Here is a 26,758-nt window from a genome sequence, read left to right as displayed (position 1 = left end):
CCGTTCATTGTCATCGCCACCCAGAACCCGATCGAGATGGAAGGCACCTACCCGCTTCCCGAGGCCCAGCGCGATAGGTTCATGGCGCGCATTTCAATGGGGTATCCGGATGCCGCGGCAGAACTCGCCATGCTCAGACAGCGTGCCACCTCGAGCCCGCTCGACGCGGTAACGCCGGTCGTGACGCGAGAGCAGCTCGCCGCCATGATCGCGACAGCGCGGAACGTCTACGCGAGTCGTGCGGTGGAACAGTATGCTGTTGCGATCGCCCAGGCCACCCGTGATAACCGAGAGCTTCGCCTCGGCGCGAGCCCCCGGGCGACCCTGCAACTGATTCGCGCCGCGAAGGCTCGTGCCGCGCTCGACGGCCGGGAGTTCGTTCTGCCCGACGACATCGATGCCCTCGCCGTGCCGGTGTTGGGCCATCGTCTTATCGCCGCGCGCCGATCGGGTGTGAGTGGATCGGCACTCAGCGGCGGCAGCCTGACCGAGATCATCTCCACCATCGTTGCCAGGACCCCGGTGCCCATCAGCGCGGCGGGCCCGGCCTAGGGTCGGGAGCCCCAGCCATGCGACGAGCTGTGCGAGGCGGTGCTGCTGCGAGGCGCGCCCGACTCGGTGGCGTATGGCTGACCGCGCGCGGCGTGGTGTTCGTCGTGGCATCCGGCATCGCCCTCATCGCCGCCTACGCGCTTGGGTTGCGGGTGCTGCTCACGGCCGCGATCATGCTCGCGGCGTTGCCGCTGGGGGCGATGCTGCTGGTGCGTTCGCACCGGCCGAAACTGTCCGTCACGCGCAGCTTCTCGCCTCATGTGATCGAGGCGGGCAGCGCCGCGACAGTCACACTTCTGGTGCGGAATCTGGGCGGTTCTGCGACCCTGCGCGCCCAGTGGTGGGATGAGAGGCCATGGGGTGACGGCCACACGACAGAAGCGGAGTTGCCCGTACTTCAGCCGCGCGGTGCGCGGTTCAGCAGGCGGGGCAACTCGACCACACTTGAGTACGAGCTGAGGCCGCCTCGCCGCGGGATTTTCCCGATCGGTCCGTTCAGTGTGCGGATGAGTGACGCGTTCGGGCTTGCCACGAGCACCTTCTCACTCGGAGAGCCCCAGGATGTGGTGGTGACGCCCGAGGTGGTCACGCTCGCCGAGACCGGGCTGTCGGTGTCGGCGGGGGATGGCGAGTCTCGGCTGGTGCAACGACGCTCCGCAGGAGATGACGACGACTCCATCACCCGCGAATACCGCACCGGCGATGCCATGCGTCGGGTGCACTGGCGCGCGACGGCGCGCCACGGCGACCTGATGGTGCGCCAGGAGGAGCAGCGCAGCTTTCCCGAGGCGCGAGTGCTGGTCGACACCAGGGGCATCGGGTACGGAGATCTTTACGGAGACGATCGAACGAACGATTTCGACAGTGATTCTTTCGAGTGGGCGGTGCGAATGCTCGCCTCCGTCGCGGTTCACCTCCGGCGTTACGGCTTTCTCGTCACGGTGGAGGAGACGGGCACCCCCCAGATCGATCTCGACGACTCCGCACAGCGCACCTGGCATGACGAAGTTTTTCTCTCCGACCTCGCAGCGCTCCGCCTCACCACCGCGGCCGATGCAGAGCTCGTCGACTTCCATGACAGCGAGAAGGGTCGCGGCAGCAACGGCCCGATCATTGCGATCGTGGGCATGCCCGATCACGACATGGTCGAGTGGATGCTACGCCGCCGCCGCCCCGGAGATCTCGCGGTCGCGTTCCTGGTGCAGTCGACCTCGTCGCTGGATGCCCTCGACCGCACCTTCGGTGCTCACACCGGGAGCGTGCTGCCCAACGCGACCGAGCTGCTGGCCGACGCGGGCTGGGTGGTCATTCCCGTGGGTTCGGACGACGACCACGCCGCCGCGTGGGAGGCGGTCGTGTTCGAGACCGGACGTTCTCGTGTCGGCTCCTAGACTGACGCGGTCACGGAAGCGGGGCGATGTCGCCGCCTCCCACTGGCTGATGTCCGCGCTCATGCTGCTCGCCATCGGCATGGCCGCCGCCGGTCTTAATTCCGTCATCGCGGATGTGGCGTGGTGGTTCACCATCATGACCGTTGCGCTGTTCGCACTGGTGGCGGCCGCCACGGTCCGCTCCTTCACGAGGCGACGAGTCTGGCCCACCGTCGCGGGGGCGGCCACCGCCCTGGCCACCATCACCGTCCTCTTCGCGCCGGGACAGTCCATCCTGGGGGCGTTTCCCACGTTTGACACCGTCGAGCGGTTCCAGGAACTTAGTGCGGCAGGCTCGAACTCCATCTCGATACAGTCGATTCCTGCGAACGCCGACGAGGGCATCCTGTACCTGCTGTGTGTCGGTGTGGCGGTGATCGCCGTCGTGATGGACGGACTCGCGTTCGCGCTTCGGGCGCCGGCGGCCACGGGCGTGCCGCTGCTGGTGCTGTTGCTCGTACCTGGCCTCGTGCGCTCCGACCTCGACAACGGTTTCTTTTTCGTGCTGACCGCTTCGGCCTGGATCGCGATTCTGCTACTGCGGTCGCCGCCCTCAGGGCGTCGCATCGCGATCGGCATAGCGGCGGTGGCGATCATCGCGGGCCTGATCGTGCCCGTCGTCCTTCCCCCGCTCGAATCGACTGCGGAAACGGGCGGTACCGCGGCGGGTTTCTCCACGGGCATCAACCCCATCATCACGCTCGGCGACGATTTGCGCCGGGGTGACCCTTCCCTCGCCCTGAGGTACACCTCGACCGACCCTGATGGCCTCTACCTTCGCCTCACCGCTCTCGACGATTTCAGCGGCCGATCGTGGGTGAGCTCGAACACTGACACCATCGTCGGTAACGAGGTGAGCGCGATCGGTGCTGCGCCGGGGCTTGGCCAGAATGTGCCCGTGACGACGGTGACGACCGACATCAAGGTTGCCAATATCCTCAGCCGCTGGCTGCCGGCGCCGTATGCTCCGGTTAGCGTGACCGGTCTCGTGGGGGCGTGGTCATGGGAGCCCGACGCGCTGGCCATCCGCACGGATCGTTCGAGCGCTCGCGGCCAGGCGTACTCGGTCGAGAGCCTCCGGATCGCGCCATCCATCGACCAGCTCATTGCCGCCGGCACAACCGTCGAGCCGGGTTTCGAGCGCTACCTTGCGCTGCCGGAGGATCTGCCGGGCGTGGTGGCCAGCACGGCGATCGAGGTCACGGCCGGAGCAACCACCAACTACGACCGGGCGCTGGCGCTTCAGAGCTACTTCCGAGGCAGCGAGTTCGAGTACTCGGAGCAAGCGCCGGTCAAGGACGGCTATGACGGTTCTGGGGCGAGCGTGCTGGCGGCGTTCCTTGAGGCGAAGTCAGGCTACTGTGTTCACTTTTCCTCGGCGATGGCGTCGATGGCGCGTACCCTGGGCATTCCTGCGCGGGTGGCAGTCGGCTTCACTCCCGGCCAGGGGGAGGAGCAGGATGACGGAACCACCCAATACACGGTAACGACCATCAACCTGCATGCCTGGCCCGAACTGTATTTCGCGGGGATTGGCTGGGTGAGGTTCGAGCCGACGCCCGGCCGAGGCTTTGTTCCCGAGTTCGCGCCTCTTGCGGTTGACGACCCGGCGACGCCCGGTGTCGACGAATCGGTGCCTGCACCGCCACCGACCACCGCGCCAACCTCGACACCGAGCCTTCCCCCCGAGGAGGATCCCACGGCGACCGATCCGCAGTCTGTGGGTCCGGATGCCGCGACCGCCGGCCCTCCCTGGTGGATCCTTATCGCGGCCGCCGTCGCCGCCCTGCTCCTCACCCCCGGTGTCGTCCGGGCGGTGCGCCGCGCCCGGCGGCTGGGGCAGGTGTCGAGCGGATCCGCCGCCGCCGCGTGGGACGAGTTGCGCGATACCGCGGACGATCTCGGTCTCAGGACGGACTCGGGGCGCACCCCCCGCCAGCTCAGCGACGACCTCGCGCCGCACCTCTCCCCACAGGGGATCGACGCTCTGGCGCGACTTCGCGGCGCGCTAGAGGTCGAGGCGTTTGCCGAGCACGACGGCGCCCCGGATCCGGACGATGTGCGGGTGGTCATCGGCTCGCTGCGCCGCGCCGCGGGTGTTCGTTCGCGCGTGCTCGCGGTGTTTGCGCCTCGCTCGCTCGTAGCACGGTGGCTGCCCGAGGTGGCGCAGCCGTAACTTCGCCGAGCGCTACCTCCCGGCGCGAGCGCGCCTGTGCGCACGCCCACCGTCGCGCCGAACGGCCGCGCTCGGGCGACCGCGCCCCGTGGCCCACGAAAAAGTTATCCTTAAGATCCTCTCCCGATCGAAAGCAGGACGTGACGATTTTCGGGATCACCGCACCGACCGGCGTGCTCGACGCACTCGAGCGGGCTGCAATTGGCGAGCCTGTGTCGGCGGATGATGCCGAACTTTTGCTCCAGTGCCGCGGCGACGACAGCGAACGACTGTTCCGGCTCGCCAGCCGTGTGCGTGATGACGGCCTCGAGCGAGCGGGGCGGCCCGGCGTCATCACCTTCTCGAAGAAGGTATTTCTGCCCATAACGAACCTGTGTCGTGATCGCTGTCACTACTGCATCTTCGTCGACACCCCGGGCAAGCTTGCGAAGAAGGGCAAGGCCCTTTACATGTCGCCCGAACAGATCATGGCGGTCGCGCGGCAGGGGGCGATACTGGGCTGCAAGGAGGCACTGTTCACGCTGGGGGACCGCCCGGAGGAGCGCTGGCCGGATGCCAGGGCCTGGCTCGACGAGCACGGCTACACGTCCACACTGCACTACGTGCGGGAGATGGCCGCGCTCGTGCTGGCGGAAACCGGACTGCTTCCGCACATGAATCCGGGCGTCATGAGCTACGAGGAAATGCTTGCGCTGCGGCCGTTCGCCCCGTCGATGGGGATGATGCTGGAGACCACCTCCGACCGGCTGTGGTCCGAGCCGGGGCAGGTGCACTTCGGCTCGCCCGATAAAGATCCGCGCATTCGCCTACAGGTGCTCGAGGATGCGGGGCTCGCGCGAATCCCGCTGACGACGGGGATTCTTGTGGGCATTGGCGAGACCGAACGCGATCGGGCCGAGTCCCTCGTGGCGATCCGTGAGTCACAGGCCCGGCATGGTCACATCCAGGAAACCATCGTGCAAAATTTCCGGGCCAAGCCCGCGACGGCGGCGCAGAACGACGACGATCTCGACGCGATCGAGTACGCGGTCACGGTGGCGGTCGCGCGTCTGGTTATGGGCCCGGATGCCCGCATCCAGGCCCCGCCCAATCTCTCGGACGACGCGGCACTGGCCATGCTGGTGCGCGCCGGGATCGACGATTGGGGTGGGGTGAGCCCGCTCACCGCCGACCACGTCAACCCCGAGCGGCCGTGGCCCGACCTTGATCGGCTCAGAGAGATGACCCTGGCAACGGGATTCACGCTTCGGGAGCGACTGACGGCGCACCCCGAATACCTTCGCGGCGCCAGCACCTGGATCGACCCGATTCTCCTGCCCCGGGTCACCGCGCTCCTCGACCCGTTGACCTTCCTCGCCGAGGAGAGCGCCCGGGCCGTGGGCAGCGCCCCAACCCCTCCGCGCCAAGTGCAGGTGAGTCCGAAGAGTCGTGTGCGCGACCTCATCGCGAGGGCGGAGCAGTCGCCGGCGAGTCTGTCCGATAACGACTACGCGACCCTGCTCGGCGCGATCGGGGACGACCTCGACACCCTGGCGACCCTCGCGAGCGACGTGCGCCGCTACACCGTGGGTGAGGCGGTGAGCATCGTCGCGAACCGCAACATCGACTCGACCACGTTCGGTGTCGGCCTGAGTCTCGACGACGTCGCCGCCATCACGGCAGACGCGTGGGCACTCGGCGCTACGGAGCTGTGCGTGCAAGGCACGATGCCCGCCGAACTGGGGGCGACCAGCTATTTCGAACTTGCGGCTCGAGTGAAGAGCGCTCAGCCCGGGATGCACCTACACGCCTTCCGTCCCGCGGATCTGGCCGATGGCATCCGGCGCACGGGGCTGTCTGATGTCGAGTTCCTGCGCGAACTGCGCGCCTCGGGCGTCGACACCATCCCCGGCACTGGAATCAAGCTTCTCGACGAAGCCAGACGGCGTGCCGCGGCTCCGGATGACCTCCCGACAAGTCGCTGGAGTGCCATCGTGCGCACCGCCCACGGCGTGGGCCTGCGCTCGACCGCAGTGATGGTTTACGGGCTGGGGGAGTCGGCCTCCGACCGGGTCGCACACCTGCGTGCCCTGCGAGCGATCCAGGATGAGACCGGCGGTTTTACCGAACTGGTGCCGATGCCGGCGCTCAATCACCGGATGCCCGCTCGCGAGCACCGCGCCGTGCACGCCGTCGCGCGGCTCATGCTGCTGGGCAGTATCGACCACATCCAGGCGCCCTGGACTCGCCTGGAGCACGACCAGCTCACCGCCGTGTTGCAGGGTGGAGCCGACGATCTCGGCGGCACCCTGTTCGATGGTCGGGTATTGCCCGAGCGTGGCGCCGAGTTCGGCCGCGAGCTGAGCATCCTCGAGGCGCGCGCGCTGACGAAAGCGATCTCCCGCCCGCTGCGCCAGCGCACCACGACCTATGGTGAGCCGCCCGATGAACGCAAGAGTGCCGCCGCGCGAAAGCCGATCTCAGCGTGACCAACCGGTCGACGCTCGTGATCGTGCCCGGACTCAGCGGACGTCCGCAGTGGGACTTCCCGTTCCTCGTCCCCATGCTGCGGCGGCAGTTCGACGTGACCGAGGTGAGCTTCGAGGGCGTCGCTGAGCCCGACCTCGACTCGCTGCACGCGCTTGTCGACACCGCGGTGGCCTCGTGCCCCACGCCGCCGGTGCTCGTCGGCTACTCGCTCGGCGCGGTCGTTGCGGCCCACGTCGGCGTGCCGGTGGCGGGGCTTGTGCTGATCGCGGGATGGTGGCGGCCCGCCCCGAAACTGATCGCGTTCGCTGAAATCTGGGCAAGCCTGCGCGCCGAACACTCCGCCACCCTTGACCGCGTTGCAGCGCACGCGTTGTACAGCGCCGAGGGCTGGGATGCGGCGCGCGCGCTCCCCGCCGATGCGCTCACCGATGCGCTCATTTCGCTCGCCGCCCACGCCTCAACCAAAGACCTCTCCATCAGCGCGCGGACGCTGGTGATCGGATGCTTCCACGACGAAGTCGCGACCACTCGCGAGACCCAACTGCTGTTCGGTGCAATCCCGGATGCTCGTTACGCCGAGGTGCGCAGCGGCCATGCCGTCACGCACGAGCGCCCCGCGGAGTTGCTCGAGCTCATCACGGCCTTTGCTGCGAATCCCACCGAGTTTCCCGGTGGGTCGATCATCGGTGAGCGGTTGCCGTGAGCATCGTCGAGCCCGACGTGGATGTGGCGATCATCGGTGCCGGAATCGCCGGGATCGGCCTCGGCATCCGTCTGCGCCGTCGCGGTGACCGGTCCTTCGTCATTTTCGAGCGGGCACGCCAGCCTGGTGGAACCTGGCGAGATAACACCTATCCCGGGGTTGCCTGTGACGTGCCCTCACACCTGTATTCGTACTCGTTCAGACCCAACCCAGCGTGGTCCGGATTCTTCGCGCCGGGGCACGAGATCCAGCGTTACCTCCTGGCCAGTGCCGCCGAGGAGGGCCTTGACGAGAATATCCGGTTGAACACGCACATTGCCGGTGCCCGTTGGGATGCGGACCACGCCCATTGGGTGCTCGAGTCGAGCGGGGGCAGCGTGACGGCGAGAGTGCTCGTGCTCGCCGCGGGCCGGCTAAGCAACCCGCGGTATCCCGCCGTGCCCGGCCTCGACAGCTTCCCGGGGCCGGCGTTCCACTCGGCGCGGTGGGATCATGACGTTGACCTGACCGGCAAGAGGGTTGCGGTCGTCGGCTCGGGCGCATCCTCGGTGCAGATCGTGCCCGAGGTGGCCAGGGTCGCCTCCCACCTCAGCGTGCTGCAACGCAGTGCTCCCTACGTCATCCCGCGGGCCAACCCCGAGTACACGGCGGCCGAGCGCACCCTCCTTGATCGCGATCCGGCCGAGCTGGCCCGGTTGCGCGCCGCACTGTTTTGGAAGGCCGAGGAGGCGTATGCCCAGCGGGCCGCCGAGCCGCAGGCTCTGGATGCTGCGCGCTCCAGGGCACTCGACCACCTTCATGCCCAGGTCGCCGACACGACCCTCCGGGCGAAACTCACGCCCAGTTACGAGATCGGCTGCAAACGGGTGCTCATCTCGAGTGAGTACTACCCGGCGCTGACCCAGCCCCATGTGCGCCTGGAGGCTTCCGCCCTGGCCGCGGTCGAAGGCAACACCCTCGTGATGGCCAATGGCACGCGCCACGACGCGGACGTGGTCATCCTCGCGACCGGCTTTCACGCCGCCGAACAGCCCTACGCCGCCACGATCGTGGGGCGCGACGGAGTCACTCTCGCTGAACACTGGGCGCAGGGCATGACCGCGTTTGCCTCGACCGCCGTAAGCGGATTTCCCAACATGTTTGTTATCAACGGCCCCAACGCGGCGGTCGGCCATAACTCGGCGATTTACATGATCGAGGCGCAGATCGACTACATCCTCGGTGCCCTGCAGTACCAGCGCGCCGAGGGGGATCCGGTGCTCGCGGTGACGGCCGAGGCGGAGCGATCGTATGTGAAAGTCATCGACGAGCTCAGCGCATCCACTGTCTGGATGACGGGGCGATGCGATAGTTGGTACCTCGACCCACGCAGCGGCCGACTCACCCTGCTGTGGCCGGACTTCGCGTTCGCCTTCCGTGAGCGTAACGGCCGGTTCAGTGCGGACGCCTATGAGACCGTGGCGCGGGAGGTTTCGTCATTGGAGCGACGTCTGGCATCCGATGAACGGCCCGCTGGCGAGACCCAACTGCCCTCTTAAGACGTCCGTTAGACTGCGGGCTATGAGCGACGAGAGTGTCCCCACGACTGCTGATCTCGTATCCCCGGCAGCCAGGCGATCATCCACGGACAAGGGCTGGATTTGGGTTCTGGTGTTCCTGCCTCTGGTATCGGCCGCCATGTTTTATGTGCTGGACGTGGCCGCCGTCACCTTCCTGGAGTCCGTGAATGCCACCGAATTGCTGGGCCCGCTGTTGCTGTCGCTGGGGATCGGCGCCGTCATCATTGTGGTGGGCGGCGCGGTGTTGGGAGCCGTCGGGATTTTCTCCGCGCGCCGCGACTATCTGCAGCTTTGCAGGATGCAGATCGAACGCCCTTTCCGCTGGGCGTGGCAGTTCACGGCGCTGGTGGGAGTTCCCATGTACGCGATCGGCCGGGCGGTGGTGGTTCGCCGCAGAACCGGACGCGGGTTGGCAGTGCTCGTCATGTCGATCGTTGCGAACGTGCTCGCGGTAGTGTTCTTCGTGGCGTGGTTGTCGTATAAGGCGCTCGCCCTGGTCCTGATCCTGACATTAATCGCGACCGAACCTTGACGCTGCGCCTGATCGTTGCGCGGAATTTTTCTTAGATCAGGTCGAGTACGAGTTAGATCAACTGCCCCGCGTCGAATTCGCCTCCCCGGGGCCACGGCGAGACCGGCTTGTGTCGGCAATTCTCGCTGGGGCCAAGACATCGACAACCTCCACCGTGATCGAATACCGGATATACGACGAGCCGTTTCCGCAGGTCGGCGCTCAGCAAGCGGTTGTCGATTCGGCTAGTGCGGTGGTCGCTGTGATCGAGACAACGCAAGTCGATCACGTTCCGTCACGAGCACATTGACGGGGTCGGTGGCGATGTCAAGGCCGGGCCTCCGCGCAGGGCGCGATTACGCTGGCGTCATGACCGCATCGGGTGCCACCACACAGGATGCCGTTGAGATCGAGCGCAAATTCGATGTCGACGAGTCGACCTCGCTTCCGGCCTTCGATGGGCTCCCAGGGATTTTTCGCGTGGGCGCCCCCGTGGAGCTTGAGCTCGACGCCCTCTATTTCGACACTGAAGATCTTGCGCTAGCGGCTTCCCGCATCACACTTCGCCGACGGAGCGGCGGTGAGGATGATGGATGGCACCTCAAGACGCTCGTTGACTCGGACACACGCCAGGAATTTCACGAGCCGTTGGGGAGCGATCCGGAGACAATTCCGGGGAGGCTTCTGCGGCAGGTGCGCGTCCACGTGCGCGACCGGGCAGTAATTCCGGTCGTGCGACTGCGGTCTCGACGCATCGTTCACCGTCTCTTCGACGCAGCGGGGGGAGTTCTTGCGGAAGTGTGCGATGACCGTGTGCGGGCCGACGGGTTGGTGCCCGAGGCCCAGAGCCACCAATGGCGGGAATGGGAGGTTGAGCTTATCGGCGGCGACCGAAACCTCCTGGATGCCGCTCAAGTGTTGCTCACCTCCTCGGGAGCCCAACCCTCGGCTCACGCCTCCAAGCTGGCGCGTGCTCTCCGCGATCGGCCGCAAACGCTGGCTGAATCGTCGCGGCCCGACGCCAAGAGTTCGGCCGGGCAGGTTCTCCTGGCGTACGTGGCAACCACGGTGCGACTGCTGTGGACGCAGGACCCGCGGGTACGTGCCGACGAACCGGATTCGGTGCATCAGTTCCGAGTTGCCCTGCGCCGCCTGCGATCCGCGTTGCGTACCTTTCGGCCGCTCGTGGATCACGAGGTTGCTGACAGGCTGTGGAGGGAGCTGACATGGATGGCGGGAACCCTGGGTGTGGCGCGCGATCTGCAGGTACTGCATGATCGGATCGGTACTCTGATATCCACGGAGCCCCCGGAGCTGATCCTGGGGCCCGTATCCACTCGGATTGACGAGCACTTCGTAGCCGAATTGCTCGCCACTCGCCTCGACGGACTCACATCGCTCGACGACACACGGTACTTTCGATTGCTTGACGCTCTTGATTCGTTTCTCGCCTCACCGCCACTGAGCGGGCAGGCGTCGAAGCCAGCGCGCCACATCGTCCCCGATCTCATCGCACGCGAAGTGAAGAGGCTTCGGGCGCGAGTGCGCGATTCGGAGGCGGCCACTCCGGGGATTACCCGTGATCGCGCTCTGCACGAGGTGCGCAAGGGCGCCAAGCGACTGAGATATGCCGCCGATGCGGCAGCTCCGGTGGGCCACAGGGCTGCTTCACGATTGGCTGCCGCCGCTGAGGAAATTCAGTCGCTCCTGGGGGAGCACCAGGACAGCGTCACCGCGCGCGCTCTTCTTCGCCGCTGGGCCGGTCAGTCGCAACAGCCGGGGGATGACCTATTCAGCTACGGTCGACTTCATGCTCGGGAAGAGTGCGCCGCAAAGGATGCTGAAGAGCGCTTTCGTCGCGCGTGGAAACGCCACATACGCCACTCGCTGAGGAAATGATCGAGCCGTCGGCCGCAGCGGATCTTTAGGCTCCGGGAACACCAGAGCGCCGTGCAGTCGGCAAATGACCGCGTGCCCTATTTACGTGCCGGTCACAAACAGAAACAATGGGGAAACGTTCGCCCTCGAAGATGAGGGTCACACCCGGAGGTTCCCCACATGACCGTTGTACGCGCCGCCATCACCCAAACCACCTGGACGGGCGACAAGGAGTCGATGCTTGCGAAGCACGAGCAGTTCGCCCGTGACGCGGCGGCCGATGGCGCGCAGGTGATCTGCTTCCAGGAACTGTTCTACGGTCCGTATTTCGGCATTACCGAGGATAAGAAGTACTACCGCTACGCCGAGCCTGCCGATGGCCCCATCGTGCAGCGCTTTGCAGCACTCGCGAAAGAGCTCAATCTGGTGATGATCCTGCCGATCTATGAGGAAGACATCACCGGCGTGTACTACAACACCGCAGTCATGGTCGAAGCTGATGGCACGATTCTCGGCAAGTATCGCAAGCACCACATCCCTCACCTTGACCGGTTCTGGGAGAAGTTCTACTTCCGCCCCGGCAATCTGGGCTACCCCGTATTCGACACCTCTGTCGGAAAGATCGGGCTCTATATCTGCTACGACCGGCATTTTCCCGAGGGATGGCGCGAGCTCGGCCTGGGCGGAGCGCACATGGTCTTCAATCCGAACGCCACCAAGCCCGGTCTCTCGAACCGGCTCTGGGAGGTCGAGGGGCCGTGCGCGGCCGTGGCCAATGGATATTTCGTGCTGCAGCCGAACCGTGTCGGCCGGGAAGACAACGAGTACGGCGACCTCGCGGTCGACTTCTACGGCACCAGCCAGGTGATCGACCCGCGCGGCAACGTCGTGGGTGAGCGCGGTTCGGGCATCCATGAAGAGATCATCATTCGCGACCTCGAGATGGATATGGTGCAGCAGATGCGCGACGATTGGCAGTTCTACCGCGACCGTCGCCCCGACTCGTACACGAGCATCGCGAAGCCGTGACCGATGGCTAAGACGCTGATCACCAACGGAACTGTTGTCACCTCCACCGGCCGATCGCCGGCCGATGTGCTGGTCGACGGCGAGACCATTGCCGCGGTGCTGGCACCGGGCTCGAGTCTGCTCGGTTTCGACATTGCCGGCAACGTCGACACTGTGATCGAGGCTGCAGGCAAATACGTGATCCCTGGCGGGGTCGACGCTCACACCCACATGGAGCTGCCCTTCGGCGGCACCGCGGCCTCCGATACATTCGAAACAGGCACTCGCGCGGCCGCCTGGGGTGGCACGACAACGATCATCGATTTCGCGGTGCAGACCTACGGCCAGCGCATCATGGATGGCTTGGCCACCTGGCACCACAAGGCCGCGGGCAACTGCGCCATCGACTATGCGTTCCACCAGATCATTGGTGACGTCAACGACGACTCACTCGCGGCGATGCGTTCCCTTACGGATGAGGGCATTACGAGTTTCAAGCTGTTCATGGCCTATCCGGGCGTCTTCATGTCGGATGACGCGCAGATCCTCAAGGCAATGCAGGTCTCGGCCGACACCGGGATGATGACGATGATGCATGCCGAGAACGGTCCTGTTATCGATGTGCTTGCGCAGCAGCTTATCGACCAGGGCAAGACCGATCCTTACTTCCACGGCGTCGCTCGTGCCTGGCAGATGGAGGAGGAGGCGACCCACCGCGCGATCATGATCTCGCACCTCACCGGGGCTCCGTTGTACGTCGTGCACGTGAGCGCGAAGCAGGCCGTCGAGCAGATCGCCCACGCTCGCGATAACGGGCAGAACGTGTTCGGGGAGACCTGCCCGCAGTACCTGTACCTCTCACTCGAAGAGCAGCTGGGAGCTCCCGGGTTTGAGGGCGCGAAGTGGGTGTGCTCCACTCCGCTGCGGTCAAGGGAAGAGGGCCACCAACACGCGATGTGGCAGTCGCTGCGCACCAATGACATACAGATGGTCTCCACCGATCACTGTCCCTTCTGCATGAAAGGTCAGAAGGACTTGGGTCTCGGCGACTTCCGCAAGATTCCGAACGGCATCGGCTCCGTTGAGCACAGGATGGATCTGCTCTACCAAGGCGTAGTCGATGGGCAGATCTCGCTCGAGCGGTGGGTCGAGATCACCGCAACCACGCCGGCTCGCATGTTCGGCCTCTATGGACGCAAGGGCGTCATCCAGCCCGGAGCGGACGCCGACATCGTCATCTATGACCCGAACGGCCACACCTCGATCGGGATGCCTGAGGCAGGCCGCGAAAAGAAGCATCACATGAACATGGATCACGCCGCATGGGAGGGTTTCGAAATCGACGGCCACGTCGACACCGTCATCTCGCGTGGCAAGGTCGTCATCGACGACAACCAGTACCTCGGTGCGAAGGGTGACGGCCGCTTCGTCCACCGCGGCCTGTCGCAGTACCTCCTCTGATGCCGCCGCCCCGGCCGCCTTTGGCGGGAGAAACTGTCACGCGGCGGGAGTCCCTACTCCCGCCGCCCGCGAGTTTCCCCCGCCGCCCCCGAAATAACTCCCGCCACACGGAAAGGACGGACGCGTAATGCAGTTCGGAGCAGTACTTCAAACCAACCCCCCGGCAAGCCGCACCGTGCACCTCGCAAAACTCGCGGAGCAGCACGGCTTCGATTACGTCTGGACGTTCGACTCGCACCTGCTCTGGCAGGAGCCCTACGTCATCTACAGCGCAATCCTCGCGGCCACGAACCGCGTGATCGTCGGCCCGATGGTGACCAACCCGGCTACCCGTGACTGGACGGTCACCGCATCGGTCTTCGCCACCCTCAACGAGATGTATGGCAACCGCACCGTCATCGGAATCGGCCGCGGCGACTCGGCGGTGCGGGTAACCAACGGGGCTCCCACCACTCTGAAGACGCTGCGCGAGTCAATCCACGTGATCCGCGAGCTGGCCAACAGCCGATCCGTTGAATACAACGGCGCCGAGCTGCGGTTTCCGTGGTCGCGCGGCTCCGAGGTGGAGGTGTGGGTGGCAGCGTACGGACCGCTGGCGCTGAAGCTCACCGGCGAGGTCGGGGATGGGTTCATCCTGCAGCTGGCCGATCTTGATATTGCCGAGTGGATGATCGCCACGGTGCGGGATGCCGCCGAGAAAGCCGGCCGCGACCCGATGGCGATCAAGTTCTGCGTCGCAGCCCCGATGTATATCGGAACTGACGTTGAGCACATGCGCAACCAGACGCGCTGGTTCGGCGGCATGGTCGGAAACCACGTCGCGGACATCGTGGCGAAGTATGGCGAAGGTTCTCATGTTCCGAAGGCACTGACCGACTACATCAGGGCACGCGAGGGCTACGACTACAACCAGCACGGCCTCGCGGGAAACACCCACGCCGACTTCGTGCCCGACGAGATCGTCGATCGGTTTTGCGTGCTCGGCACGGCGCAGCAACATATCGAGAAGCTGACGGCGCTGAAAGAGCTGGGCGTCGACCAGTTTGCGGGCTACCTGCAGCACGACAATAAGGAAGAGACGATGCGACAGTACGGCGAGATCGTGATGCCGGCGCTTCGCGAGAACATCGTCGCGAAAGCATGACGCGACAGCGCGTAGCCACCGCGTGGGGAGTGCTCGGCGTCGTCGCGGTCGTCGTGGGGTGGGAGCTCTATAAGGCTCTCGGGCCGGTCGAAGGGTTCGTGGTCGGGGCAATCGCAGGTAAGACCGGCTCCGGAGTCATGCTGCTGCCGCGCACCAACGACCGCGCGATGCCGCACATCTGGGACATGGTAGGCCGGCTGTTCCAGTCCACGAGCGGTGGGGATACGCCTCCGCTCATTGTGCCCGTGGTCACGGCCGCCCTCATGACGCTGGCAATCGCGGCGGTCGGTTGGCTGATCGGCGTCACTGTGGGTGTGCTGCTCGGCCTTGTCATGCAGCGCTGGCGACTCGCAGAGTGGGGTCTGCTGCCCTGGATCGTGGTGAGCCAGACGGTGCCACTCATCGCGTTCGCGCCCATCATTGCAAGCATTGGCAGCCAGGTCGACCGCGCGGGCTCCATCCCCTGGCCGCAGTGGTTGTCGGTCGCGATTATCGCATCGTACCTCGCGTTTTTTCCAGTCGCGGTCGGAGTGCTCCGGGGGTTGGAGGCGCCCGACCGCATCCATCTTGATCTCATGCGCGCCTATGCCGCCGGGTATTGGCCGACGCTGCTGCGCCTGCGGCTCCCCGCAGCGGTGCCGCACCTGCTTCCGGCCCTCAGGCTCGCTGCGGCCAGTGCCGTCGTCGGTGCTGTGGTCGCCGAGGTTTCGATTGGGATGCGAGGAGGGATCGGCAGGATGCTCATCCAACTGGCCGGGCAGGGCTCGAGTGATCCGGCGGCACCGTGGGGCCCCACGTTCGGCTCGATCGCTCTCGGTCTGGTTGCGGCGGGATCTGTTGCACTCATCGGCGTCGGCCTCAAGAATTACCGCAGGGGAGAGGAAATCGCATGACAGAACTCGCTGTCAACGCCCGGGGAGTGGGCAAAATTTTTCCCACGAAGGCGGGGGATGTCGTCGCGCTGACCGAGGTGGAGCTCACCGTCGAGGCCGGCGAATTCGTCTCGCTCATCGGCCCATCCGGCTGCGGAAAATCCACTCTGCTGCGCCTCATCGCCGACCTCGATCCCGCGTCGTCCGGTACCCTCGAGATCTTCGGCAAGGCCGCGAGCAAGGCCCGAGTCGACCAGGACTACGGCATCGCATTCCAGCAGGCCGGGCTGCTGCCCTGGCGCACCGTCGCGGGCAACATCGCGCTGCCCCTCGAGCTTCACGGCATGCCGCGCCCCGCGAGGGCCGTCCGCGTTGCTGAGCTTGCCGAACTGGTGGGCCTCACCGAGTTCGTCGACCGCTACCCCGACCAGCTCTCCGGCGGAATGCAGCAGCGCGTCGCCATCGCGCGGGCCCTCGCCGAGCAACCGCGACTGCTGCTGATGGATGAGCCGTTCGGTGCGCTTGACGAGATGACTCGCGAATACCTGCAGGGCGAGCTCGCTCGCATCGCCGCAGATACGGGAGCCGCCGTCGTATTCGTCACGCATTCCATCCCCGAGGCAGTGTTTCTGTCTGATCGTGTCGTGGTGATGAGTCCGCGGCCCGGCCGAATCACCGACGTCATCACCACCGCTCTCGGAGACGTTCGGGACGAGGCCCTTCGGGAATCGCCGGCGTACTACGAACGGGTCACCGCCGTGCGCGAGGCCCTCCACGGCACGTCCATCGAGCGGGCGAACGAACGATGACGACCGCCGGCACGTCCGTACGAACCCCGCCCGTGTGGGTGCGGGTCGTCGCGCCGATCACCGTCGGCGTGGTCATCCTCATCATTTGGATCGTCGCCGTCGATGTGTTGAAAGCCGCACCCCGGGCATTGCCGAGCCCGATCGCGATCATCAATGAGTTCGTGCTGCGATCGGTGATTATCGTCGAAGACATGAGCATCACGGCCTCCAACGCCCTCATCGGGCTGGCGGCGGGCGCGATAGTGGCGGTCGCGCTCGCGGCGTTGGCTGCGACATCCAGACCCATTGATGGGATGCTCGCGCCGCTCGTCGCAGCGATCGCGGTGGTGCCGATCGTGGCGCTCACGCCGATCCTCAACACGATGTTCGGTGCGTCGAGTCAGTTCGGGCGGCAGTCCGTGGCGGCTATCGCGGCGTTCGTACCCGTCTTTGTCAACGTGCTGCGCGGGCTTCGCCAGACCAGACCCGTGCACCGCGATCTGTTGCGGTCGTCAGCCGCGACCGGGCTGCAGACCTTCCGTGTGCTGACTCTGCCGACCGCGCTGCCGTACCTGATGACCGGGTTGCGCATCGCCAGCTCGATCGCCGTGATCGCGGCCCTCGTTGCCGAATACTTCGGCGGGCCTGCCGACGGCATCGGCACGGCGATCGCTACCTACGCCAAGTCGGGTCGGGCGGCCCTCGCCTTCGCCTATGTCGTCGGTGGTATCGCCATCGGCCTCGCATTCTTCCTCGTCACGTCGCTGCTCGAGTGGCTCGTGTCGAGGCGAACGTCGGTCTGACCGGCAGTGCACTACAGCACAGGCACGCATTATCCATCACGAAAGGGAACAGCATGAGACACAGCACCAGGCGCGGCCTCACCGTCGCATCAGTCGCCGCCATCTCGGCAATCGCGCTCAGCGCGTGCGCCGCCCCGGCGACCGACAGCGGCTACGGATCGGGCGACTTTGAGCCGATCACCGACGTCAGCCTCCAGCTGCAGTGGCTGCCGCAAGCGCAGTTCGCGGGCTACTACGTGGCGCTAGACCAGGGCTATTTCAGGGATGAGGGCTTCGATAACGTCGACATCATCCCGTCGGGTGGTGACATTGTTCCGCAGGATGCTCTCGTGGCCGGCGACGTCGACTTCGCCATCGCGTGGGTGCCGAAAGTTCTCGGCACACTCGAGGCGACCGGCGCTGAACTGACCGACATCGCGCAGGTCTTTCAGAAGTCTGGCACCCTGCAGGTGTCGTTCAAGGGTGATGGTGTCGCCAAGGTGGCTGACTTCGAGGGTAAGCGCATCGGCTCGTGGGGCTTTGGAAACGAGTGGGAGATCTTCGCCGCGATGGCAGCAGATAATCTCGATGCGTCGGGGGTGTCGATCACCACCCAGGACTTCTCGATGAACGCGCTGCTCGATGGTGACGTCGACGCCGCGCAGGCGATGACCTACAACGAGTGGGCGCAGATCCTTGAGGTCGTGAACCCGGCCACGGGCAAGCTGTACCAGCCCGGGGACTTCGACATCGTCTCGTACGAAGACACCGAGGGCGCGATGCTTCAGGATGCGATCTGGGCCGACACGACTCGACTCGACGACCCGGCATACGCCGATGCGGCGGTTCGCTTCCTGAAAGCGATCACGAAGGGTTGGATCTTCGCCCGCGACAACCCCGAGGAGGCCGCGGCGATCACTTACGACGCCGCGATCAACGCGGAGGCCGCCTTCCCGGTCGGCCCCGTGCACCAGACCTGGCAGATGAACGAGGTCAATAAGCTCATCTGGGCCGGCGGTGACTTCGGAGTAACCGACAAGGCAGCCTGGGATAAGACGGTCAAGGGCGCGCTTGCGGCCGTCAACCAGGACGGCATCAACCTCATCACCACGAAGCCCGCCGACTCGGCATACTCGAATAAGTACATCGAGAAGGCACTCGCCGAACTTGCCGATGAGGGCGTAGAGGTAGGCGGCACGTACACGCCGCTCGACGTCGTGCTCACCGAGGGCGGCCAATAGCGAAAGCGAAGCGGCCCCGACGCAATCGCGTCGGGGCCGCTTCCTGATCAGATGCCGGCGCGCACTGTCGCCACGGCTGCGCGCAGGGCGTCGGCTGATGTCCGCAGCAGGCCCTGCTCGTACTCGTCCATCGGCACGTCGAGCACTCGTTCCACGCCACCAGAACCCACAATCGACGGCACACTCAACGCGACGCCGTCGATGCCACGGTATCCGCGCAAGACACTCGACACCGGCATGATCGATCGTTCGTTCCTGAAGATCGCCTCGACTATTCGTGCGCCGGAGAGCCCGATCGCGTAATTGGTTGCGCCCTTACCCGCGATGATTCGCTGTGCCGCGTTCACCACGTCGCTGGTGAGTTGTTCCAGGCGCTCACGGGTGAACACGAGCTCGTCGTCAGCATCGACCCACTCATCGAGGGGTGTCTGGCCGATGGTCGCGGCCGAGAAGAGCGGGAACTCGCTGTCCCCGTGCTCGCCGATGATCGCGGCGTGCACGCTCGAGGCGGCGACCCCCGCGGCGTCGGCGATCAGCCACCGAAGCCGTGCCGTATCGAGCACGGTCCCCGACGAGAACACTCGTCCCGCGGGCAGATCGACGAGGTCGTCGGCGATCACAGTGAGCACGTCGCACGGGTTGGTGACGAGAACGAACACCGCGTCGGGGGCGCGTTCGACAAGCTGGGGGAGCATTGAGCGCAGGATGCCCGCATTCACGCTCGCGAGTTCCAGTCGGGTCTGCCCTGGCTCCTGTTTGGCTCCCGCGGTGATCACGACCGCCTGGGCACCGCTGATCTTGTCCAGGTCGGAACCGCCGGTCACGCTCGACGAGCCGATGAACGGCGTGCCGTGAGCGAGATCCAGCACCTCGGCATCGACCTTCGCCGTGTTGATGTCGTAGATCACAACATCCCGAGCCGAATTGCGGATGAGGGCCGCGTAGGCGAGCGAGGATCCGACGGAACCTGCGCCGATGATCGCGAGCTTTCCAGGAGAGAACATGAGACCTTTCTAGTAATTAGACGAGTAGGAATGACAGGGCGAAAACCCACAGGCAGATGAAAACTAGCAGCGACAGGCTGTACTTGAGCGTTGCGCGCAGGATAGAACTTTCCTGGCCGGTCAATTGCACGGCCGCCGCCGCGATGGCTATGGATTGCGGTGACACCAGTTTCGCCATGACCCCTCCGGCGGTATTAGCGGCCACGAGCAGTGTGGGATTCACGCCGATCTGCTGTGCCGTCACGGCCTGCAACTGTGCGAAGAGGTTGTTGTTGTTGACGACACTGCCTGTGATGAACACCCCGAACCACCCGATCACGGGCGACAGCAGCGGGAAGAGGGCTCCGACGCTGGCGAGGGCGAGACCGATAGTGGCCGATCCACCGGAATAGCCCGCGATCGACGCCACCGCCATGATCAGCAGGATCATCAGAACGGGCCGCCACAGCTCCGCTGCTGATGCTCGGAGTGTGGCGCCTAAATCTCGCACGCCGAGGGAGCGTGAGAGAAAAAATGTCACGAGAACGGCACAGAGAATCGCCGTGCCGGTGGCGTTGATGGGAGTCCAGGCCCAGACGGCAGCCGCGGCCGGGCCACCGCCGAGTTCGGGGCCGGTCAGCACCTGTCCGTCAAGGCCGGGCATGGCAACCGAGACGACCAGCGCGGCCAGAGGCCCTTCCGGCGCGAAAAGCGACTTGAAGGCAGGCAGGCTCCACAGCAGGATGAAGCCGGTGAGGATGTAGAACGGGCTCCAGGCGCCGATCACCTGCCGGGCGGTGACGCGAGCGAGAACGGGGGATTTCCCGCCATCCTCGCGGAAGATACGAGATGGCCTCCATACCCGCATGAACACTGCCAGAAGCCCCAGGCTGAGCAGCGACGGGATGATGTCGGCCAATTCCGGGCCGAGCAGAAACAGCACGAGACTTTGGGTTCCGCTGAACAGCACGCCAAGCAGCAGCACGACAGGCCACGTCTCACGCACACCCCGCACCCCGTCGAGAATCAGCACCAGTATGAGGGGCACAAACAGGGTGACCACCTGGATCACGACGATCATCATGATCGACAGGTCAGCCAGGGGCACCCCGCCCTGCTTGGCTCCGATGATCACGGGGATGCCGATTGCCCCGTATGCGCCGGCAGCGGCATTCGCGACCAAACACAGCATCGCGGCCTTCAGGGGCTTGAATCCGAGCTCAACCAGCAGCGCGGCGCAGATCGCAATCGGAACTCCGAAGCCTGCCGCGCCCTCAAGGAAGGCACCGAAGCAGAACGCGATGAGCAGCACCTGGATGCGCTGATCGGCCGAGATCCCCGAGATGCTGGTGCGGATTACGTCGAACCGGCCACTTGCCACCGTGAGCTTATAGAGCCACACTGCCATCAGCACAATCCAGGCGATCGGCCACAGGCCGTTAAGCGCCCCGAGCAGGCCCGACGCCAGGGCCTTGTCGACGGGCATCCCGAACAGCACGATGGCCACCAGCAACTCGAGACCGAGCGCGAACGACGCTGCAACGGTGCCTTTGAGTTTCAGCACGGTAAGGGCGAACAGGAAGAACAGGATCGGCACCGCGGCAAGCACGGCCGACAGTGCGACGCTGACGATCGGATCGTACGACTGAGTCCAGATGATCGAGCCTCTCAATGGATGCGACGGGCCGATGTTGACGACAGCACTGCTGTCGAGCAGTGAGGCCACGATGACCCTCATCGAGCATGGCGCACTGCTGGCCGTGTGGCTACCACTTGACAGGAGCGATGAGATCGATGTTCGAACGACATCGCGGTGCACTGCTGCGCAAGCTTGTCGAAGTGGGGCATGCTTCGGTAGCACGCGAGGGCAGTAGGGCAGAATTGACCCGTGCGGCTGCCGGCGCTGCGACCGGCGCATACCCGCGGGACGCCAGGGCAAAACTTCTCGCGGAGTGGCCGGAATGATCGTTCTCGATGCGAATGTGCTCATTGGCTTCCTGGATGCCAACGACGTGCACCATGAGGCGTGCTTGCAGATTCTGGGAGGCCACGCCGTGGAGCGATTCGCGGCCGGCGTTCTGACGGTCTCTGAGGCGCTGGTGCATCCAACTCGTCTCGACCGACAGGATGCGGCACTGGCGGCGCTACGGCGCATCGGCCTCAACATCCTTTCCGTTGGCCCCGGTGACGCCGCGCCCCGCGCGCGCGTACGCAGCCAACACGGAGTGCGGATGCCTGACGCGGGCGCGCTCTGTGCCGCGCTTAGTTCGGTCTCCTTACTAGCCACGTTCGATGATGCGCTTATCGTGGCATCGGAGCGCGCCGGCGTGCCAGTCGTTAACTGAGTGCCGGGCCAAGGACCACCAGCAATTAATCAGCAATACTGGTTTCATGACAGACGAAGTGCGCAACATATCGGCCGCCTTCGATCTCGTCACCGATCACTGGCAGCCCCGCCGCCTCGCCAACGTCAACGACTACGACGTCAAGGTCGTGAATTAACAGGGAGGATTCGTCTGGCATACCCACCCCGACACGGACGAGCTTTTCATGGTTCGCAGTGGCACCCTGACCATGCCTGCTGCTACGAGTGGGTCTCCGGGGTAGGTCAGCCGGCCGCGGAAAAGACGCTCGTCGAAGTGGTGGGCGATCGGGGCGCTGATCATGACACCTCCGGCTGGGACGTAGCCCGAGTTTTCTCCTTTAGCGAGAGTGATGAGGTCGAGGACGACATTGAGGGCGTTGAGCGCGAGCCATTCTCCAGTGCGACCAAATCCGGACATGACCTCATCGAGGATGAGGTGGATGCCGTGGCGATCCGCGATGTCTCTGACCCCGGGGAGTTATCCGAGTGGGGTATCAGTATCCCCGCGGTCCCCGCGGATTGGCTTGAGGAGGGTCGCTGCGATCGTGTCGGGTCCCTCGGATTGGATGACACGTTCGAGGTGGTGGAGGTCGCGCTCGGCTTCCTGTCCTGGCGAACTTGCCTAAAACTCGCTGCGGCAGAGGTGTGGCCCGAACACCAGGTGTGTCCTTTGGCGTATTCGTTGGGCATCCGGCGCCAGTCGCTGGTTGCTGCGATAACTGCGCCTGTGTCGCCGCGATAGGACCGGTAGCGCGAGACAATTTTCTCATTTCCGGTGAATAGTCGTGCCATTCGGATGGCATTCTTGTTAGCGCCAGTGCGTCCGTTTGTGAAGAACACTTTCTCAAAGGTGTCGGGCGCACGGTTTAGCACGAGTTGTGCTGCGCAGGCGCGGGTTTTGGTCGCGTGGGTGGGTGCGATTGTCGTCAGACGCGCTGCCTGTTCAGGAATGGCAGCGACGACCTTCGGGTGCTGATCTACGGTGTTGACGTTCACGAGTGGACTAGAGAAGTCCAGGTAGTAATTTCCGTCGAAATCTCAGATGGTGGATCCGGCGCCTCCTGCAATCGCGAATGGATCGATTTGTGCCTGCGCAGACCAAGGGTGAAAGATCGATGATCGATCGGCGTCGCTTACATCCCGGTTGGTGGATGTCCTGGTGAGCTGGCTCATTTTGTGATCCGTCCTGCGGCGGTGAGCAGCGTCATGACACGGTCTTTGGGCATTTCGGGGACACGGTGGTCGTCGTAGCCGATGGTGGTCGATCCGGCAGCCAATACGTTCAATACAGCTTCTTCGGTTGCTTCCACAGCGGCCTCGAAAAGTGAGTCCATGTGACCCCAGCGGACGAACTGCAGCTGGTCCAGCGCATCGGCGCTCGCGATCTCGTCCGCGGTGGCATAGGGGGATGCGGGCATGCTGCTGTTCACCGCCCCCGGGTTGGCAGTGGAGAACGCGAGGATCAAGTCTCCGGAAAAGTGTGAGCCGGTGGTTCCGGTTCGTCCAAGCCCTACGGGTACACGGCGGGCGAGAGCTTTGCACTGTCCGGGGAGCAGGGGTGCGTCGGTCGCGACGATAATGATCGCACTGCCGGAGCCGGGGGCGGTGTACCACCAGTCCTCGACCGGATTATCGTCGAGTAGTTCGAGGCCGACGGGCACTCCAGCGATTGTCAATTCCCGTCGGTCTCCGAAATTCGCTTGGATGAACACGCCGACTGTGTAGTCCTTGCCTGCGGTCTGGGCGATGCGGGAGGAGGTGCCGGATCCGCCGCCGAAGCCGTAACAGATCATCCCGGTACCTCCCCCGACCGCTCCTTCTTCGATGGGGCCTGTGTGTGCGGCGTCGAGCGCACGTATGGCGTGCTCGGGGCGGATGTGGAAGCCGTTGAGGTCATTGACGTAGCCATCCCAGGTCTCAGCCACGACAGGCAGCATCCACTGATGGGCGGGCTGGGTGTTTTGCTCGACCATCCAGCGGATTGAGCCTTCGTGGCACGCTCCGACGGAATGTGTATTCGTGATGAGGATGGGTGTGTTGAACGAGCCGGATTCTTCTATCCAGGTAGTCCCGGTCATCTCCCCGTTGCCGTTGAAAGAGAACGCTCCGGCGACGACAGCGGTGCCGACACCTTCTCGTCCTCTCGGGAGAATGGCTGTCACACCGGTGCGGACAGGGCCGACGCCTTGGACCAGGGGTCCTGAGCCCCTGACCAGTGTCTCGTAGCCGACGGTTACCCCCATCACGTCGGTAATGGCGTTGAACGGACCGGGCTTCCCCGGGAGGGGGATGCCAAGATCGCGGGCTCGTTTCCGAACTGTTATGGTGCCACCTCCTCTTCCTGTGTTGGTGTGTGGGTGGTAGCCCGGTGGGGATGGGACTCGTCGGTGAGTTCTTCATCTGCCGGTTCCGGCAGTGTCCAACGGTCGCGCCTCGGTCTCAGGTAGAGGAAGTAATAGGGGAAGCCGACGAGGAAGATCGCGAGGGTCACCGAGACGGGTACCCAGTCTTGCAGGACGCTTTCGGCAGTCACCCCGAGGGTGATGATGATCATCGCGATCGGGGTGATGGGCCACCACGGCATCCGGAATTCGGCAAGTCGAGTTTTGCCGTTGATGCGACCGGCAAGGGCGGCGAGGGCGACGAGCAAGTAGGTGACGAGCAGGTTCGCTCCGGTCGCGACGAGGAGCACGTCGAAGGGAACCAGCCAGAGAAGCAGCGCCCCGACCACCCCGACAACGACGGTCGCAACGACCGGTGTGCGCAGTCGTGGGTGCACGCTGCCGAGGGGTGTGCTGATCCAGTCCGGCCAGGAACGATCCCGCGCGGACGAGTACAGCAACCGGGCGACTTGTAGGACGATGGCAAGTACCGCGTTGATGATGGCGATCGCGATTCCGAGGCTGACGATTGTGTTCAGCGCCGAGCCGCCGCGTGCGGTGATGAAGTAGCTGATTGGATTGTCCGCGCCCAGAAGCCCCTTCATGCTCGGCGTCCCGAGCAGCACGGCGATGAGCGGTATGAGTTCGGCAGCTACGGTGATCGCCAGTGACCAGAGGATCGCGCGACCAATTGTTTTACGGGCGAACTTGGTTTCCTCGGAGTAGTACACGGCAGTGCCATACCCGTTGTAGGAGAACAACGCAGTCGCGACGAAAGACACAACCAGTCCTGCGGAGGCGGCGACAACGATTCCGCCTGGGCCTGCTGTCGTCGCCTGCCAGAGCGTTGATACCGGCTGGGAAACGTTGACGAATCCGAGCAGGGTGAGAACCACGAGCGCGCCGACCTCGATCACTAAGAAAATCCCAGTAACCCAGGCGTTCGCCTTGATCGGGAAGCAGCCGATCACCGCGGTCACCAGAATCACTACGATTCCCACCCAGCCTCCGCTCAACGCCCCCCACAGCTCGCCTAGGTAGGTGCCAGCACCCGAAGCGATGACGCCGAGGACGAACACTCCGCCGACGAGGCTGAGCAAGAAGAGGGCGAACCCGAAGGGCTTGCCCAGCGCGCGCGCCACGAACGCGTACTCACCGCCACTGATGGGAAATGCGCTGGAGAGCTCCGCGTAACAGAACGCTACGACGAGACCAACCAGTGCGGCGATCACAAACGCGACCGGGGAAGCTCCGCCCACACCACTGATCACGGACGGCATGATGATGAACACGCTCGACGCCGGCGTCACTGCCGACAGAGTGATCAGAATATTCTCTCGGAGACTCAACGAGCGTGCGAGTTCCTGCGCGTATTTCTGCTCCTCGGCGGGTACTGCAGTCGCTTTCGCGCCGCTCGCCTCCGCCGCGACGGATAGAGCGCGGCCTGAAAGTTCATCCACAACATCCTTCTTCCTCAGAAAACCGACCTTGAGCCATTCATTGATGTATGAGTCAAATAACTTTTGACTGAAATGTCAAGCAATTGTGATTGAAAAGCTGGATAGTTGATTTGTAAGTCAGATGTTTAGTACTTGCCTGCTCGATCCGGAAGCTGCACAATGGGGGGATGGGCCGTCCGAAGAGTCAGAATGGGCGGAGGGAGCAGCTGGTTCTCTCCGCGCTCGACGCGATACGCGACCGCGGAATCCGTAACCTTCGAATCCGAGACATAGCCGAAGGCGCGAAAGTATCGACAGGTACCATTCACTACCACTTCGCGGACATCGACGAGATTATTTACGCCGTGCACTCCGGGGCAAGCGACCGATTCTTCTCAGACCGATTCCGGGCTATTTCCGAGCTCGAGGATGCCCGCGATCAACTCGGAAGTCTGGTCGCGTCAGGACTGCCGACCTCATCAGACGACGCCGTGGTCATCGCCCTTTACGAAATCGACCTCTACCGTCGCGGCGACCCAGCCCACATGCTCCTCGGCCAAGCACTTTTCGACCGCCAGGTCGCCCTCTACTTCGGAACCCTTCAACTTGGCGTCAGCCAAGGACATTTCACCCTTAACGCGCCAGCACAAGACATCGCACAGACACTCGTCGCTCTCGAGGACGCCTGCGGCATGCACATCATCTATGGCAACCGGTCCCTCATGATCGACCGCAGCTCAGCACTCCTCCTCGGCTACAGCCAAACAGCAACATCCTGCTCTGAGATCGGGACAAGAACGACCCCAACAAAATCTAGATCCTCTAGCAATGAGACGTCCAAAACCAAACACCGCGCACTTGGGAACCAGCTACGTGGGACTATCTCATGAACGGTGTTTCCGGCGGTTCTCATTTAGTAGGTCTCCGCGGCCGGCCAGCGGTCTGCGAAGGTGATGGCGAAGGCGTTCAGCGCGGGCTTCCAGCGCATCGTCCATCGGGTGCGGCCACGACCGGTG

23 protein-coding genes and 1 pseudogene are annotated in these 26,758 nt (G+C 64.5%); 18 read left to right on the top strand and 6 right to left on the bottom strand.

Features of this window, described 5'->3' with window-relative positions; translation table 11 throughout:
- From RMN95_RS14830 to RMN95_RS14755, 16 genes are all read left to right on the top strand, one after another.
- On the top strand, nt 1–552 hold a 552-nt coding region (locus RMN95_RS14830), incomplete at its 5' end, for a MoxR family ATPase (protein ID WP_309617679.1).
- 17 nt (nt 553–569) lie between these two features.
- Complete coding sequence (locus RMN95_RS14825; RefSeq protein ID WP_309617678.1) at nt 570–1,943, top strand: DUF58 domain-containing protein; 1,374 nt, start codon at nt 570–572, stop codon at nt 1,941–1,943.
- 49 nt (nt 1,944–1,992) lie between these two features.
- On the top strand, nt 1,993–4,158 hold the full coding sequence (locus tag RMN95_RS14820) for a DUF3488 and transglutaminase-like domain-containing protein (RefSeq protein WP_309617677.1): 2,166 nt from the start codon (nt 1,993–1,995) through the stop codon (nt 4,156–4,158).
- Between the two features lie 140 nt (nt 4,159–4,298).
- A complete protein-coding gene (gene cofG, locus RMN95_RS14815; RefSeq protein WP_309617676.1) occupies nt 4,299–6,626 on the top strand; it encodes a 7,8-didemethyl-8-hydroxy-5-deazariboflavin synthase CofG in 2,328 nt (775 codons plus the stop codon).
- A complete protein-coding gene (locus RMN95_RS14810) occupies nt 6,623–7,330 on the top strand; it encodes an alpha/beta fold hydrolase (RefSeq protein ID WP_309617675.1) in 708 nt (235 codons plus the stop codon). Before cofG ends, RMN95_RS14810 begins: the two co-directional genes overlap by 4 nt.
- Nucleotides 7,327–8,868, top strand: a complete 1,542-nt coding sequence (locus RMN95_RS14805; RefSeq protein WP_309617674.1) for an NAD(P)/FAD-dependent oxidoreductase — start codon at nt 7,327–7,329, stop codon at nt 8,866–8,868. Before RMN95_RS14810 ends, RMN95_RS14805 begins: the two co-directional genes overlap by 4 nt.
- Before the next feature lie 22 nt (nt 8,869–8,890).
- The gene (locus tag RMN95_RS14800) at nt 8,891–9,421 is read left to right on the top strand and encodes a hypothetical protein (RefSeq protein ID WP_309617673.1); all 531 of its coding nucleotides are present in this window, start codon (nt 8,891–8,893) and stop codon (nt 9,419–9,421) included.
- Nucleotides 9,422–9,530: 109 nt separating this feature from the next.
- On the top strand, nt 9,531–9,710 hold the full coding sequence (locus tag RMN95_RS14795) for an ASCH domain-containing protein (protein WP_309617672.1): 180 nt from the start codon (nt 9,531–9,533) through the stop codon (nt 9,708–9,710).
- 59 nt (nt 9,711–9,769) lie between these two features.
- On the top strand, nt 9,770–11,299 hold the full coding sequence (locus RMN95_RS14790) for a CYTH and CHAD domain-containing protein (RefSeq protein WP_309617671.1): 1,530 nt from the start codon (nt 9,770–9,772) through the stop codon (nt 11,297–11,299).
- A 159-nt stretch (nt 11,300–11,458) separates the two neighbouring features.
- Nucleotides 11,459–12,307 carry a nitrilase-related carbon-nitrogen hydrolase gene (locus RMN95_RS14785; protein WP_309617670.1) on the top strand — a complete coding sequence of 283 codons (849 nt, stop codon included), beginning with the start codon at nt 11,459–11,461 and terminating at the stop codon, nt 12,305–12,307.
- A gap of 3 nt (nt 12,308–12,310) precedes the next feature.
- A complete protein-coding gene (hydA, locus tag RMN95_RS14780; RefSeq protein WP_309617669.1) occupies nt 12,311–13,747 on the top strand; it encodes a dihydropyrimidinase in 1,437 nt (478 codons plus the stop codon).
- Between the two features lie 127 nt (nt 13,748–13,874).
- Nucleotides 13,875–14,891, top strand: a complete 1,017-nt coding sequence (locus RMN95_RS14775; protein WP_309617668.1) for a TIGR03842 family LLM class F420-dependent oxidoreductase — start codon at nt 13,875–13,877, stop codon at nt 14,889–14,891.
- Complete coding sequence (locus RMN95_RS14770) at nt 14,888–15,784, top strand: ABC transporter permease subunit (protein WP_309617667.1); 897 nt, start codon at nt 14,888–14,890, stop codon at nt 15,782–15,784. The genes RMN95_RS14775 and RMN95_RS14770 overlap by 4 nt, the downstream gene beginning before the upstream one ends.
- Nucleotides 15,781–16,572 carry an ABC transporter ATP-binding protein gene (locus tag RMN95_RS14765; protein WP_309617666.1) on the top strand — a complete coding sequence of 264 codons (792 nt, stop codon included), beginning with the start codon at nt 15,781–15,783 and terminating at the stop codon, nt 16,570–16,572. Before RMN95_RS14770 ends, RMN95_RS14765 begins: the two co-directional genes overlap by 4 nt.
- Nucleotides 16,569–17,354 carry an ABC transporter permease subunit gene (locus tag RMN95_RS14760; protein WP_309617665.1) on the top strand — a complete coding sequence of 262 codons (786 nt, stop codon included), beginning with the start codon at nt 16,569–16,571 and terminating at the stop codon, nt 17,352–17,354. The genes RMN95_RS14765 and RMN95_RS14760 overlap by 4 nt, the downstream gene beginning before the upstream one ends.
- 53 nt (nt 17,355–17,407) lie before the next feature.
- Entirely contained in the window at nt 17,408–18,574 is a 1,167-nt protein-coding gene (locus RMN95_RS14755; protein WP_309617664.1) for an ABC transporter substrate-binding protein, read from the top strand.
- A 47-nt stretch (nt 18,575–18,621) separates the two neighbouring features.
- Here the strand turns inward: RMN95_RS14755 and RMN95_RS14750 are convergent, their stop codons facing one another.
- Nucleotides 18,622–19,578 (bottom strand): L-lactate dehydrogenase, encoded by a 957-nt coding sequence (locus RMN95_RS14750; RefSeq protein WP_309617663.1) that lies wholly within the window; start codon nt 19,576–19,578, stop codon nt 18,622–18,624.
- Between the two features lie 16 nt (nt 19,579–19,594).
- Complete coding sequence (locus tag RMN95_RS14745; protein ID WP_309617681.1) at nt 19,595–21,214, bottom strand: L-lactate permease; 1,620 nt, start codon at nt 21,212–21,214, stop codon at nt 19,595–19,597.
- Nucleotides 21,215–21,518: 304 nt separating this feature from the next.
- On the opposite strand from RMN95_RS14745, the gene RMN95_RS14740 reads away from it, so the two are divergent.
- Nucleotides 21,519–21,902: a PIN domain-containing protein gene (locus RMN95_RS14740; RefSeq protein WP_309617662.1), complete on the top strand. Its 384-nt coding sequence runs from the start codon at nt 21,519–21,521 to the stop codon at nt 21,900–21,902.
- Between the two features lie 153 nt (nt 21,903–22,055).
- Here RMN95_RS14740 and RMN95_RS14735 read toward each other — a convergent pair whose 3' ends face one another.
- The 4 genes and pseudogenes from RMN95_RS14735 to RMN95_RS14720 form a co-directional block, all read right to left on the bottom strand.
- Nucleotides 22,056–22,340 (bottom strand): aminotransferase class III-fold pyridoxal phosphate-dependent enzyme, encoded by a 285-nt coding sequence (locus RMN95_RS14735; protein WP_309617661.1) that lies wholly within the window; start codon nt 22,338–22,340, stop codon nt 22,056–22,058.
- A 323-nt stretch (nt 22,341–22,663) separates the two neighbouring features.
- Nucleotides 22,664–22,918 (bottom strand): annotated as a pseudogene (locus RMN95_RS14730) (aminotransferase class III-fold pyridoxal phosphate-dependent enzyme); the annotation flags it as partial.
- Between the two features lie 173 nt (nt 22,919–23,091).
- On the bottom strand, nt 23,092–24,246 hold the full coding sequence (locus tag RMN95_RS14725; RefSeq protein WP_309617680.1) for a P1 family peptidase: 1,155 nt from the start codon (nt 24,244–24,246) through the stop codon (nt 23,092–23,094).
- On the bottom strand, nt 24,243–25,763 hold the full coding sequence (locus RMN95_RS14720) for an APC family permease (protein WP_309617660.1): 1,521 nt from the start codon (nt 25,761–25,763) through the stop codon (nt 24,243–24,245). The genes RMN95_RS14725 and RMN95_RS14720 overlap by 4 nt, the downstream gene beginning before the upstream one ends.
- Before the next feature lie 167 nt (nt 25,764–25,930).
- Between RMN95_RS14720 and RMN95_RS14715 the strand changes: the two genes are divergently transcribed.
- A complete protein-coding gene (locus RMN95_RS14715) occupies nt 25,931–26,632 on the top strand; it encodes a TetR/AcrR family transcriptional regulator (protein WP_309617659.1) in 702 nt (233 codons plus the stop codon).
- The last annotated feature ends 126 nt before the right edge of the window (nt 26,633–26,758 follow it).

It is taken from the genome of Salinibacterium sp. (genome assembly GCF_031364185.1).
In the GTDB taxonomy this organism is placed as follows: Bacteria; Actinomycetota; Actinomycetes; order Actinomycetales; family Microbacteriaceae; genus Rhodoglobus.
The sequence above is the reverse complement of the archived record's forward strand: the minus strand, read 5'-3'. Positions and strand labels throughout refer to the sequence as shown.

Bases quoted from the DNA above. Each gene is read 5' to 3' on its own strand.
- RMN95_RS14755 (WP_309617664.1), top strand. From the start codon at position 17,408: ATGAGACACAGCACCAGGCGCGGCCTCACCGTCGCATCAGTCGCCGCC.
- RMN95_RS14790 (WP_309617671.1), top strand. From the start codon at position 9,770: ATGACCGCATCGGGTGCCACCACACAGGATGCCGTTGAGATCGAGCGC.
- RMN95_RS14715 (WP_309617659.1), top strand. From the start codon at position 25,931: ATGGGCCGTCCGAAGAGTCAGAATGGGCGGAGGGAGCAGCTGGTTCTC.
- RMN95_RS14820 (WP_309617677.1), top strand. From the start codon at position 1,993: ATGTCCGCGCTCATGCTGCTCGCCATCGGCATGGCCGCCGCCGGTCTT.
- RMN95_RS14825 (WP_309617678.1), top strand. From the start codon at position 570: ATGCGACGAGCTGTGCGAGGCGGTGCTGCTGCGAGGCGCGCCCGACTC.
- RMN95_RS14760 (WP_309617665.1), top strand. From the start codon at position 16,569: ATGACGACCGCCGGCACGTCCGTACGAACCCCGCCCGTGTGGGTGCGG.
- RMN95_RS14750 (WP_309617663.1), bottom strand. From the start codon at position 19,578: ATGTTCTCTCCTGGAAAGCTCGCGATCATCGGCGCAGGTTCCGTCGGA.
- RMN95_RS14775 (WP_309617668.1), top strand. From the start codon at position 13,875: ATGCAGTTCGGAGCAGTACTTCAAACCAACCCCCCGGCAAGCCGCACC.
- RMN95_RS14740 (WP_309617662.1), top strand. From the start codon at position 21,519: ATGATCGTTCTCGATGCGAATGTGCTCATTGGCTTCCTGGATGCCAAC.
- RMN95_RS14765 (WP_309617666.1), top strand. From the start codon at position 15,781: ATGACAGAACTCGCTGTCAACGCCCGGGGAGTGGGCAAAATTTTTCCC.
- RMN95_RS14800 (WP_309617673.1), top strand. From the start codon at position 8,891: ATGAGCGACGAGAGTGTCCCCACGACTGCTGATCTCGTATCCCCGGCA.
- hydA (WP_309617669.1), top strand. From the start codon at position 12,311: ATGGCTAAGACGCTGATCACCAACGGAACTGTTGTCACCTCCACCGGC.
- RMN95_RS14735 (WP_309617661.1), bottom strand. From the start codon at position 22,340: ATGTCCGGATTTGGTCGCACTGGAGAATGGCTCGCGCTCAACGCCCTC.
- RMN95_RS14770 (WP_309617667.1), top strand. From the start codon at position 14,888: ATGACGCGACAGCGCGTAGCCACCGCGTGGGGAGTGCTCGGCGTCGTC.
- RMN95_RS14785 (WP_309617670.1), top strand. From the start codon at position 11,459: ATGACCGTTGTACGCGCCGCCATCACCCAAACCACCTGGACGGGCGAC.